At 71.0% G+C, this 11,962-nt stretch carries 7 protein-coding genes; 5 read left to right on the top strand and 2 right to left on the bottom strand.

The features are described 5' to 3' along the window. Positions 1-123: 123 nt before the first annotated feature. Complete coding sequence (locus WME79_RS33230) at positions 124-606, top strand: TIGR02266 family protein (protein ID WP_437523008.1); 483 nt, start codon at positions 124-126, stop codon at positions 604-606. An 80-nt stretch (positions 607-686) separates the two neighbouring features. Here the strand turns inward: WME79_RS33230 and WME79_RS33225 are convergent, their stop codons facing one another. Continuing rightward, a complete protein-coding gene (locus WME79_RS33225; protein ID WP_437523007.1) occupies positions 687-1,682 on the bottom strand; it encodes a zf-HC2 domain-containing protein in 996 nt (331 codons plus the stop codon). Between the two features lie 19 nt (positions 1,683-1,701). Next, positions 1,702-2,322: an RNA polymerase sigma factor gene (locus tag WME79_RS33220; protein ID WP_437523005.1), complete on the bottom strand. Its 621-nt coding sequence runs from the start codon at positions 2,320-2,322 to the stop codon at positions 1,702-1,704. 595 nt (positions 2,323-2,917) lie between these two features. On the opposite strand from WME79_RS33220, the gene WME79_RS33215 reads away from it, so the two are divergent. From WME79_RS33215 to WME79_RS33200, 4 genes are read left to right on the top strand one after another with little or no spacing between them, the layout of a single operon-like run. Next, positions 2,918-3,781 carry a hypothetical protein gene (locus WME79_RS33215; RefSeq protein WP_437523003.1) on the top strand — a complete coding sequence of 288 codons (864 nt, stop codon included), beginning with the start codon at positions 2,918-2,920 and terminating at the stop codon, positions 3,779-3,781. 26 nt (positions 3,782-3,807) lie between these two features. Continuing rightward, positions 3,808-6,216 carry a tetratricopeptide repeat protein gene (locus WME79_RS33210; RefSeq protein WP_437523001.1) on the top strand — a complete coding sequence of 803 codons (2,409 nt, stop codon included), beginning with the start codon at positions 3,808-3,810 and terminating at the stop codon, positions 6,214-6,216. Further along, entirely contained in the window at positions 6,213-10,604 is a 4,392-nt protein-coding gene (locus tag WME79_RS33205) for a tetratricopeptide repeat protein (protein WP_437522999.1), read from the top strand. Before WME79_RS33210 ends, WME79_RS33205 begins: the two co-directional genes overlap by 4 nt. Then, entirely contained in the window at positions 10,601-11,953 is a 1,353-nt protein-coding gene (locus tag WME79_RS33200) for a tetratricopeptide repeat protein (RefSeq protein ID WP_437522997.1), read from the top strand. The genes WME79_RS33205 and WME79_RS33200 overlap by 4 nt, the downstream gene beginning before the upstream one ends. The last annotated feature ends 9 nt before the right edge of the window (positions 11,954-11,962 follow it).

Below are 11,962 nucleotides of genomic sequence, written 5' to 3'. Positions count from 1 at the left end.
CTCGTGGGGTTCCCGACGCATGCCGCGCTGCGCGGCTCGTCTGGCGCGGGCCGGCGACGCACGCGTGCTTCTCCTCGTCGAGCGCCCTCGACGCGCGTGCGGAAAGCGGCTAGTCGCAGACTCATGACCGGGGGCCGTGGGGACTCGAACCATCCGCCCGACACGCCTGGCGGTACGTCGCCGTCGTGCGCGCAGGCCGGCGCCTACGGCGAGGACGCCGAGCACGAGATCCCCGCCCCGGATTCGCTCGACCGGCGCTCGTCCGAGCGCCTCGACGTCACCTGGCTCGTGGACTGCGAGACCGATGACACGTTCCTCTACGCGTCCATCACGAACATCTCGGAGATGGGCATCTTCGTCCGCACGACGCAGCCTCTCTCGATCGGCACGCGGCTCACGCTCCGCTTCTCGCCGCCCGGGGCCGACGGCTCGTACGTGCTCGAGGGGACGGTGCAGTGGATCAACGAGGTGCGCCCCCTCCACGACAACCCGAACCCGGGCATGGGGATCCGCTTCGTCGATCTCACGCCGGACGATCGCGAGCGCATCGTCGGCACGATCAGGACGATCGCCTACATCCGTGACGCGCCGGTGAGATCGAACTGACGCTGGCGCCACCGCGGCGCGGCGCGCGCGGTGAGCCAAGGCGTGGCGCCGGGGCGAGCCGCGCCGGCGCCCGCAATCCGTCAGCGGGACATCGCGGTGTCGGCGGGCGCCGCCTGCGAGGGGCCCGCGGCACCTTGCTCCTCGGCGTTGCGTGGTGGCGCCGCGGGCATCGCCGCCTTGGGCGCAGCGCGCCGCGCCGCCGCAGCGGGGGCGGCGGCCGCCGGCGCCGAGTTCTGCGCCTGCGCGCCGGCGGCGTTCGCCTCGAGGCCCGCGAGCTGCTGCTCGGCGCGATCGCCGTAGCCCTTCGCGGAGCGCAGCGCGAGCAGCAGCTCGCGCGCTTTCTCTGTGTCCCCGGAGGCCTGGTAGCACCGGGCCGCCTCCCACATCGCGGCGTGCGCGGACGGCGTGCCCGGGTACTGCGCGCCGACCTCGTCGAGCTTTCCGACGGCGGCCGCGCAGCCCGACTTGCGTTGCAGCGCTTGCGCCTCATGCAACGCGGCGCTCGCGCCATCTTCCGGGGGCGCGGACGCGGCCGCGCGCGCGCTCTTCTCCTTCGCCGCCTCCGCCCTGGGCGCCTCGTTCGCCTTGGCATCGGCCGAGCGCCGGCCGTCGCCTTCCTCCATCGCGACGGCCGCGGGGGCAGGCGTGGCGCTGCGGGGCGCCTCGTGCTGATCCGACGCGGGCTGGCCCCACTCGGTGACCCGCACCGGCGCCACGCCCGTCTTCGGCCGCAGCAGCAGCAGGCTCGATCCGATGACGAGCACGAACAGCGCCGCCATCGCCAGCTGCGGCCGCATCGCGTGGCTGCCGGCCCAGGCCAGCGCGCGGAGCGCCTTGCGCCGGAACGGCGTCTTCTTCTGCGCGACCTCGACGGCGTCGAGGATCCGCGCCTCGAGCTCCTCGCTCGGCTCCTCGAACGGCAAGGCGCCGACGTCGCGTGCCGCGCGCAGCCCCGCGAACGCCGACGCGCACCGGGCGCAGCCGTCCATGTGCCGTTTCATGGCCGCGTAGGTCAGCTCGTCGAGCTCGTCGTAGAGCGCGTCCATCACGTGCTGGTCGAACTTCTCGCAGTCCATAGACAGCTCTTCCGGAGCGCTAGCGCAGCGCCCTCGCGTAATCCTCGTACTCCGAGAGGGCCTCCTGAAGCCGCTCCAGGGCGTAGCGCATCCGGCTCTTCACCGTGTTCTCGGGCACCCCCACGATGTGGGCGATGTCCTTGAAGGGCACGTGCCCGATCTCCCGGAGCAGGAAGACCTCCCGCTGCTCGTGCGGGAGACCCTCGACCGCGCGGACGATGCGCTGCCCCATCTCGGCCCCGATCGCGACCCGGTCCACCGCGGCCTGGGGCGCCGGGTCCGCGGTCCGTTCGCCGAGCGTCGGGCCGTCGCCGCCCTCCCCGGAGCCCTGGTCGAGCGACGGGTGGCGCCGGAGCGACATCTTGCGCAGGTGATCGATGCAGACGTTGCGCGCGATGGTGAACGCCCAGGTGGTGAACCTGGCCTCGTGCTTGAAGTCGGAGGCGCTCTGCACGATCTTCACGAACACATCCTGCACCAGATCCTCGGCGATCGCAGGCCCGCGGACCTGTCGCAGGATGAAGTTGTAGATGGACGTCTTGTGCCGCCGGACGAGCCCGGCGAACGCCGCGCGGTCGCCGCCCTGAAAGCGCATCATCAGGGCTTCGTCCGTGACCTCCTCTCGAGAAATCGGGACCATCCTAGCTCCCGGAGCGGCCGAGCCTCTGCGGCGCTCCTTCGGGGGCCCGGGCGGCGGGGTGTTCGCGGCGGCGACCGCGGCGTCGGATCGGACGCGCAGCGCGGCTCGAAGATCTGAGGAGCACTCCTTCCCCTGACACAAGCGCACCTTAGCGGATCCGCCCCCGAGCGAGCGAGCCCCCTTCGCCCGCAGCGCGCGCAGCCAGGGGAGGGCAGGGGGACGGGCGTGCGCGGACCTCTACGCGCGCCGCGCGCCGCGCGCCGCCGGTGGGGGGGAGCCGGTCGCGGTCGCGTGACGTTCTCGGGGCAGCGCCCTGGGGACCGGCTGAGGGCGCGGTCCGCGTCCGGTGCGGGAGGGCCCCCACACGATTTCGGCTGCGCCGTGCTGTGCTGTCATTGCGTCGTGAGCGACGGGAGCCTGCGCCGGGGGAGGAGGCAGGTGTCCAGGTCGTTGCGCTCGGAAGCCCGCCGCCACTAGACTCCCCGGCACCGGGCGAGAGGTCGCCCCCCCTCTGCTGACGAGGGTTCAACCACGAGGTTACCTTTCGATGCGACTTATCAGGATGCTGGCTGTGGGGGTGGGAGCCTCGTTCTTGATGTCGATGCCCGCCTTCGCGCAGGCCCCGGGCGGCGCGACGGGCAAGGCCGCTTCTCCCGCCGCCTCTGTGGCGCCGGCGGCCTCCACAGCACCGGCTGTCCCCGCAGCGCCTGCACCCGTCAACGGAGCGCAAGCGGCCCCTGCGCCAGCTTCCGCGACGGTCGCGCCGGCTGCGGGCGCGGCGGCGCCTTCCGCGACGGTCGCCCCCGCTGCGGGCGCGGCGGCTGCGCCCGCCCCGGCGGCGCCTGCTGCTCCGACGAGCGCTCCGGCTGCGGGCGCGGCCGCCGCTCCGGCGATGGATGGTCCGACCTATGCGGTGCGGCTGCGCGATCTGGAGCAACGCATCGACGAGCTCAAGGAGCAGATCCGCCGCAGCCACACGCGGCTGTCGCTCCTCAGCGACACGATCCTCTCCGGCGGCGGCGCCGGCTCGCGCGCCGCGATCCGATTCAATAACGAGCTGTCGTCCGCGTTCCGCGTCACCCGCGTGCTGATCGTCCTGGATGGCGCCGTCCAGTACAACAAGACCGATCAGTCGGGCGCCCTCGCCGAGCAGAGCGAGATCCCGATCTTCAACGGCTCCGTTCCGCCGGGGGATCACACGCTCCAGGTGCTCGTGAACCTGCAGGGCAACGGCTACGGGGTGTTCTCCTACCTCCGGGGCTACCGCTTCGAGGTGCGCTCCAGCCATTCCTTCACGGCGGTCGAGGGCAAGACCATCAACCTTCAGGCGGTCGCGTTCGAGAAGGGCGGCGTCACGACCCCGCTCGAAGAGCGGCCAGCCGTCCGCTTCGTTGAGAAGATTGTGAGCGGCCTCTCGGATGCTCCCGGGCAGCCGTCCGCCGCCGCGGGTGGGAAGTAGGTTCGAGCTCGTTAGGACAAGCCACCATGACCTGGGACACCGGATCGCGGGTACTCCCTGCCTTGCTTGGCGTGCTCGCGCTCGGCGCGGCCACGACCGCGGCCCCCGCCGAAGCGTGGGCCCTGGACGCAGAGCGCGCCTACACGAGCGCCTCTCAGCAGATCGGCAGCGTCACCTCCGGGCTGGGCGCCATCCAGGCGGCGATCCACAAGTCCCGCGGCGAGCAGCGCACGCCGGCCCAGCGCATCGCGGATGCCCAGATCCTGATGAACTCCAGGGATTACGAGCGGGCGGCGAACGTGCTGAACCAGGTGGTCGAGAAGTACCCCGACCATCCGACGGCGTTCCCGGACGCGCTCACGCTGCTCGGGGAGACGTACTTCCGCTCGAAGCAGTACCTCTCGGCCCGCCGGGTCTTCCAGCGGATCGTCGCGAGCAGCGCCGAGCCGCGCTTCGCCGCCTACCAGGCGAAGGCGCTCGGCCGGCTCGTGGACATCTGCCTCCGGATCAAGGACTACGACGCGCTCGACGCCATCTTCGCGTCGATGAACAGCGTCCCGGCCTCCACGGCGGGGAGCGCCCTCGCGTACGCGCGCGGCAAGGGCCTCTACGTGAAGAAGGACTTCGGCGGCGCGAAGGCCTCGCTCGGCGCGGTCGACCCGCAGAGCGAGTACTTCCACCAGGCGAGGTACCTGCTCGGCCTGATCGCGGTGAAGGAGGCGACGCCCCCGCCCGAGCCGCTCAAGGAGGGCGAGGCGCCCCCGGCGGTGCCCAAGACCCGTTACGTCGCCGCGATCGATCTGTTCCAGAAGGTGACGCAGCTGCCGGCCGACACCCCGGAGCACCAGCGCGTCATCGACCTCGCGTGGCTCGCGATCGGGCGGCTCTTCTACGAGGCCGACCAGTGGTCCCAGGCGGTGCAGGCCTACGGCCACATCGACCGCATCTCGCCCGAGTTCGGGACGATGCTCTACGAGCTCGCGTGGGTGTATGTCCGCCTGGGCGACGTGGATCGCGCCCAGCGATCGCTCGAGATCCTCGCGATCGCCGAGCCGGACAGCCAGAACATCGCGGACGGCTCGCTGCTCCGCGGCGATCTGATGCTGCGCGCGGGCCGCTTCGAGAAGGCGCTGAAGGTGTACGAAGGGGTCCGCGCCACCTACGACCCGATGCGCGCGCGCGTGGACGCCTTCCTCGGCTCGACGAGCGATCCCGCGGTCTACTACGACAAGCTGAGCCAGGAGCAGCTCGAGGCGCTCGACACGACCACCTCGCTCCCGCCGCTGGCGGTGCAGTGGGCGCGCGAGGCCGAGGACGGCCCGGCCGCGTTCGCGGTGATCGACGACATCAACCACTGCCGCGAGCTGATCAAGCAGTCGAATGAGCTCATCGAGAAGCTGAACGCCGTGCTCAGCTCGCCCAACCGGGTGCGCGCGTTCCCGGAGCTCAAGGCCGGCGAGGAGAAGGCGCTCGCGCTGCTCAACCGGGTCGCGCTGGCGCGCCTCGCGCTCGGCCAGGGCATGGACGACGTGGAGGACGACTCGCTCTCGGGCGAGATCGGCAGCGCGCGCGCGAGGCGTAGGGCGCTGGAGAAGCGCCTCGCGCGGGTGCCCGTCACGGACGCCGACTTCCAGGATCGCGAGGCGCAGGCGCTCAAGCAGTGGAACACCCAGTCGCAGCGCCTGCAGCAGCTCACGCTGCAGATGGACTCGCTGCAGGCGACGGTCAACGGCCTCAGGCGGCTGCTCCGCGATGGCCCGCACGCCGGGGTCGTCCGGGATCCCGCGAGCATCGCCCGGTTCGAGATCGAGCTCGCTCAGAACGAGCGCGATCTCGCGCTCTACCGCCAGCAGGCCGACGTGCTCCGCAAGCAGGTCAGCGCGGGCCGGGTCCAGGTCGGCTTCGGCGATCAGCGCTTCATCGAGGACGCGCAGACGCGCAAGGCCCACCGCGACGCCTTGACGCGCGAGGTGGAGCTGGCCGCGGCGGGCGCCGGCGGTCCGGATCTCGCGGCGTACGCGCAGCGGATCACGCCGGTGCTCCGCGCAGGCGACGCGGCGGACGCGAGGGTCGAGGCGGCGCTCCGCGACATCGAGGGTGAGGTCGCCCAGAAGTCCTCCGGGCTCCGGCAGATCGTCGGCCGGGAGACGGCGAACGTCGTCCACTACTCGGTGCAGCTCGATGGGCTCGACAGGGAGGCGCGCCTCGTCGTCGGCGAGGTCGCGATGCGAAACTTCGGCCTCGTCCGCGACCGGCTGAAGAACATCATCCTGCGCGCCGACGTCGGCATCACCGAGGAGGCGTGGGAGGTCCGCGAGGAGCAGATGACGCGCGTTCGCAGCCTGCAGGTCGAGCGCGCCCGTGAGGATCGGGTGCTCAAGGAGGAGCTCAACGAGGTCCTCGACGACAGCGGCGATCCGGAGGACGAGAAGTGAGCAAGGAGCGTGGCGGCGCGAGCGCGCCGCAGATCTCTGACGCGCCGCGAAGAGGGGCAGGGGCGCAGATCGTCGAACCGGCGGGCGCGCGCGCGCCGCTCGGCGTCGTGCGAACGGGGCGCCGTCGCCCGCGCGGCGCGCTCGGGTTGGCCAGCCTTGCCCTGGTGCTGGCGGTCGCGCCGCTCGCGCTCTCCCAGCCGGGTGGCCAGCCAGCGCCGGCGGCGTCTGCCGTCCCCGCGGCTGTGCCGACCGCGTCTGCGCCTGGCGCCACGGCTGCGCCGACCACGGCTACACCCGGCGCCACGGCTGCGCCGACCACGCCTGCGCCTGGCGCCACGGCGCCGGCTGCGCCAGCGGTGCAACCCTTCGCGCCGCCGATGTCGGTCGGGCGCAAGCAGGCGCCGCCGCCTCCTCCTCCGACGCCGGCCCAGCTGGAAGCGCTCGCCGCGCTCGAGAAGGAGGCGGCCGCCTACGAGAAGGCGGCGCGCGACTACCGGAGCGCCATCACCCGCATCGTGCAGCACCACTACGAGGACAGGCGCCGCCGCATCCTCTCGTCGCTCGACCGCGAGATCGAGATCGAGAGGAAGGGGCTCCGCGACGCCCGGGAAGAGGCGATCCGCCGGCTCGAGGTGTTCGTCGAGCGCTACAGCGGCCCCAACGCCCACCCCGAGAACACGCCCGACGCGATGTTCCGCCTGGCCGCGCTGTACGAGGAGCGCGCGCGCACCGACAACGACGCGAGCGAGGATCTCAGCGTCGCGCTGCTCCCGGCCATCGCGCTCTACAAGCGCGTCATCCGCGAGTTCCCCCAGTACCGTGAGCTCGCCGGGATCTATTACTACCTCGGGCATGCGCTGAACGATTCGGTCCGGTTCCCCGAGGCGCAGCAGGTGTGGCGCTCGCTCGTGTGCCACAACAAGTATCCCTATCCGGTCGCGCTCGACCCGAAGGATCCGACGCGCGACACCGTCGGCAAGCTCCCGCAGGACCACGACAACGATTACTGGACCGGCTGGGAGGCGCGCCACCCGACGCCCATCGGGTCCACGCCGGGCGGCCGAGCGTCCCAGGCCACGCGCAAGGGCGCGCGGGGGCGGGCGCCCGTCACCGAGGACGAGACGGCGTACGTCGATCCCTATACGGACGATTGCCAGCCGATCCCGCAGAAGACGGCGCTCGGCGCGGAGCCCCGCTACATCGCCGAGGTCTGGTGGCAGATCGGCGACTACCATTTCAACGAGATCGACCGCGCCGGCGGCCCATTCAACTACAACAGGGCGGAATCGGCGTACCGGCAGTCCATCAAGTACAAGAAGCCCCCTGTCCACGGCGTCGCGATGTACAAGCTCGCCTGGACGTACTTCAAGCAGCAGCGTTACGAGACCTCGGTACGCCAGTTCATCGAGCTGCTCCGCTACACCGACGAGCAGGAGAAGCTGACGGGCGATCCTGGCGCGGATTTCCGCGCGGAGGCGTACACCTACATCGCCGGCTCGCTCACGTACCTCGACTTCGTCGGCCCCGCGCCGGACGAGCCCTACATCCCGCGGAACGACGTCCTCGACGTCGAGACCGATCCGCGCATGGCCGAGCAGAAGATGCGGATCGCCATCGAGCGCGTCCAGGATCCCAAGCTGATCCCGCAGGATCAGAAGTGGACGGTCGAGATCTACAAGGCGCTCGCGCTGGAGTTCAAGGAGCTCAATCAGTATCGGAACACGATCGAGGTGAGCGAGATCCTCCTCAAGAAGTGGCCGATGCACCGCGACGCGCCCGTGGTCCAGAACCAGATCGCGGACATCTACGACACGCTCACCTCGCAGTCGCGCGAGGGGACGGCCGAGCGGGCGATGAACTCGGCGAAGGCGCTCGAGGCGCGCACGAAGCTCGCCCAGTACGTCGGGACGACCCCCTGGGTCGAGGCGAACAAGGACGATCCCGAGGCGATCCAGACCGCCGAGCGGCTCGTGCGCGGCGGGCTGCGCCGGGCTGCCGCCGATCACACCAACGCCGGCAGCGCGCTCGTGCAGCAGGCGCTGACGGTCGGCGACAAGGAGACGCGCGACCCGATCTTCGAGCGGGCGCTCGGCGAGTACCGCCTCGCCGCGCAGGGCTGGGCCGGCTACCTGGCCCAGGATGAGAACGCCCCGGACGCGTACGAGAGCCGGTACTGGCTCGCCGACGCGTACCACATGGTCGTGGTCATCACGGTGGCGATGGATCGCTCGCCCGCGACGCACGAGATCGAGCAGGCGAGGAGCTCGGCGGTCAGCGTGCGCGACTCCAACGAGGACGACAAGTACCTCCAGCCCGCGGCGTACATGGTCGTCGACACCGCCCACCAGGCGCTCCTGGATCGACACAAGCTCTTCCAGCGCACGAGCGGCGCCGAGGGCATCGAGCCGCGCGAGAAGGTCAAGATCGTCGGCGAGGGCGACCAGCAGCGCGTCGTCGCCGAGCCGCTGCCCCCCCAGGTCCAGGCGGCCGTCACCGCGCGGGACGAGTACATCCAGCGGGTCCCTCCCGCGCTCGACGCCCCGAAGAACATCGACCTCTACGCGTTCCAGGCGGCGGACTACTACTTCCTCTATGGCCAGTTCGCCGAGGCGCGCAAGCGGATGGAGCCCATCTACGAAGCGCAGTGCGGCAAGACGGAGTTCGGCTACAAGGCGTGGGAGCGGCTCACGACGATGTCGAACCTCGAGAACAACGTCGAGCAGAGCCGCAAGCTCGCCGAGGCGGCGCTCACGCGGAGCTGCGCCGTCAGCGAGGAGCAGAAGCTGAAGGAGGGCGACATCGCCCGGCCGACGATCTCTCGCGGCTACTACATCGACGCCGCCCGGGCCTTCGAGAAGGCCGAGAAGATGCCGGACGGCCCGGCGCGCGTCGCCGCCTGGCGCGAGGCCGCGGCGCTCTACAAGGTCGCGCTCGAGAAGGCGCCGGCCCGCGACGAGGCGCCTGAGGCCGCCATGAACGGCGCTTACTGCTACAAGCAGGTGGGCGACTACGACCAGGCCATCGCGATGTACTCCCTGTTCATCAAGGAGTACGGCAGCGAGGAGAACCTGTCGAAGCTCGAGAAGGGCGATCCGGGCGCGAACCCTCCGAAGAACCCCGATCCGAAGCGCTACGCCGAGCGCGTGAAGTACCTGAAGCAGGCTTACGACGCGCTCTCCGCCGCGTACGTCCTCTTCTTCAACTACCGCAGCGCGGCCGAGACCTACGACACCATCGCGCGCAACGGTCGGTTCGAGCAGGCGGCGCGCCGCGACGCCGCCAGGAACTCGGTGCTGCTCTACGCGAACATCGGGGAGCGCGACAAGATGACCGCCTCGCGCGCCACCTTCATGAGCCTGAACCCGCCCCCCGAGCAGAAGGCCGACATCGATTTCCTCGTCGCCTCGGCGGACCTGAAGGCCTGGGACGAGCGGGGGGCCGACGAGGGCCCGAACCGCGCCGCTCGGACCAAGGCCACGCAGTCGATGGAGGCCTATTACGCGGCCAACAAGAACAACCCGGCCGCGAGCGGGTATGTCGTCCAGGCCGCGTACCACGCGTCCAAGATGCGCGCCGCCGGCGGCGATCCGAAGGCCCGGGATTGGTGCAAGAACACCATGACGGCGTTCACGTCCTTCCGGAGCTCGGCGACCGGCGACAAGGTGAAGGCCCTCGGCTCGGTGCAGGCCGACATGGCGGCGGAGTGCGCCTACAAGGCCATCGACGATCGCATCAAGGCCGAGTTCGATTACGACACCGGCCACCACCGCTACGAGGGGGTCATCGACCAGGTGAAGCGGGCCTTCGAGGCGGACCTTGCGAAGGCCAACGACAGGTACTGGAAGGAGCTCCAGGAGGTCATCACCGCCTACGAGTCGCGGCCGTGGTCGGTGGCCGCGCGCGCGCGTCAGGGCTCGCTCTACGACTCCTGCCGCACCGGCCTCTACAACGCCCGTCCGCCGGGGCTGAGGCTCTACACGGACAAGGAAGAGAAGCTGCTCAAGCTCGCCGAGACGAGCGATCGCGAGGATCTCCAGGAGACGGCCGACGCGCTCCGGCAGAACCGGCGCGAGCAATGGCGCTCGGCGCGCGAGCGGCTCCTCGCCGACGCCGACAAGGCGATGGTCAAGTTCTACGTCGAGTCCGTCGTCTGGGCGAAGGCGTGGAAGGTCCGGAATCCTGCGGTTGACCTCGCGATCCAGCGGCTCGCGTTCTTCACGGACATCCTCGGCGACGCCAAGCTCCGCGAGTGGAGCCAGGGGGTCATCGATCCCGAGACGAAGCGCCCGTTCGAGTACAAGGATGGCCTCTTCCTCCGGACGCGGCCCGGCATGACTCCGCCGCTCGCGCCCGACGGCCTCCCCCTGCCCCTGCCGGTCGTCCCATGATGCGCCGCCTCCCTGTCACCCTCTTCGCCAGCCTGCTCGCGGTCACGTCGCCGTTCGCCCTCGCGTCCTGCGGCGAGGAGGCGACGCCGCCGCCCAAGGCGCCCACGGTTCCAGCGGGGCCTGCCGCGACCGCGCCCGTCCAGGCGCCGTACGGCATGAACGACACGCCGAGCTCGGCGCGCCCCTACGATCTGCCCGCCCAGACGGCTGCGCCGGCCATGAACGCCCGGGCGGCGGCGTTCTATCAAAGCGGCCTGCAGGCGTTCGCGACCGGTGACCTCGTCAACGCGAGGGCCCAGTTCGGGCAGGCGACGCAGGCCGATCCGCGCGCGCACCAGGCCTTCTATTCGCTCGGCGTGGTGCAGGAGCGGCTCCGCGACGCGGGCGCTGGCGCGAGCTATCGCCAGGCCTTCACGCTCGTGCCGGACTACGAGCCCGCCATCATCGCGTACGCGATGCTCCTCGCCAGGAAGAACCAGCTCGGCGAGGCCGAGCGGCTCTTGACCGAGAAGCGCGGCCAGATGCCGAAGTCGGCGGCCGTCGCGGCGACGCTCGCGGAGGTCAAGTCGCTCCAGCGGGACACTGGCTCTGCCCAGCGGATCGCGCAGGAGGCGCTGAAGATCAACCCCGACTACCGGCCGGCGATGGTGATCATCGCCCGCGATCACTACAGGAACCGGCGCCTCGATCTCGCGCTGTACGCGCTCCAGGCGATCCTCGACGGGTTCGAGCCGGTCAGCGAGAACCCGCCGCGCGACAGGGACAACGCCGAGGCGCTGCTGCTCCGCGGCCTGATTTACCGGGAGCAGGGGCAGCGCGCCGCGGCGCTGGAGGAGTTCCGCAAGGCGGTGACGCGCCGCCCCGATCTCGTCGAGGCGCGGGTGCAGCTCGCGACCTACCTGCTCGAGGCGGGCAACGCCCAGGAGGCGCTGCCGCTCCTCGAGGGCGCCGTCCGCTTCGATTCCGAGCACGTCGCCGCGCACCTCAACCTCGGGGACGCTTACCGCCTTCTCGAGCGCTACGCCGACGCGAAGCGCGAGTTCGACTGGGTGCTCGCCCGCGACCCGAACCTGGCTCAGGTCCACTACGACCTCGGCCTGCTCTACCTGTTCGCCCCCGCCGTCCCTGGCATGACGCCCAAGCAGCAGGTGGCGGAGGCGATCAAATCGCTGACGAGGTTCCAGGAGCTGCGCAACAAGGGCCAGCGCGACGACTCGGAGGAACTCCTGAACCGCGCCAAGCTCAAGGAAGGGGAGCTCAGCGCGGCTGCCGCCGCGGCCCAGCCCGCGGCTCCTCCTCCTGCCGCCGCGCCGGATGGAGGCGTCGCCGACGCCGCGACCGACACGTGAGGGAGACCA

The sequence above is a fragment of the Sorangium sp. So ce726 genome (assembly GCF_051521405.1).
Lineage (GTDB): Bacteria > Myxococcota_A > Polyangia > Polyangiales > Polyangiaceae > Sorangium.
Note: the sequence above shows the minus strand (reverse complement) of the source record. Positions and strands in the feature narration are given on the sequence as shown.

Bases quoted from the DNA above. Each gene is read 5' to 3' on its own strand.
- WME79_RS33220 (WP_437523005.1), bottom strand. From the start codon at position 2,322: ATGGTCCCGATTTCTCGAGAGGAGGTCACGGACGAAGCCCTGATGATG.
- WME79_RS33200 (WP_437522997.1), top strand. From the start codon at position 10,601: ATGATGCGCCGCCTCCCTGTCACCCTCTTCGCCAGCCTGCTCGCGGTC.
- WME79_RS33230 (WP_437523008.1), top strand. From the start codon at position 124: ATGACCGGGGGCCGTGGGGACTCGAACCATCCGCCCGACACGCCTGGC.
- WME79_RS33210 (WP_437523001.1), top strand. From the start codon at position 3,808: ATGACCTGGGACACCGGATCGCGGGTACTCCCTGCCTTGCTTGGCGTG.
- WME79_RS33215 (WP_437523003.1), top strand. From the start codon at position 2,918: ATGTCGATGCCCGCCTTCGCGCAGGCCCCGGGCGGCGCGACGGGCAAG.
- WME79_RS33225 (WP_437523007.1), bottom strand. From the start codon at position 1,682: ATGGACTGCGAGAAGTTCGACCAGCACGTGATGGACGCGCTCTACGAC.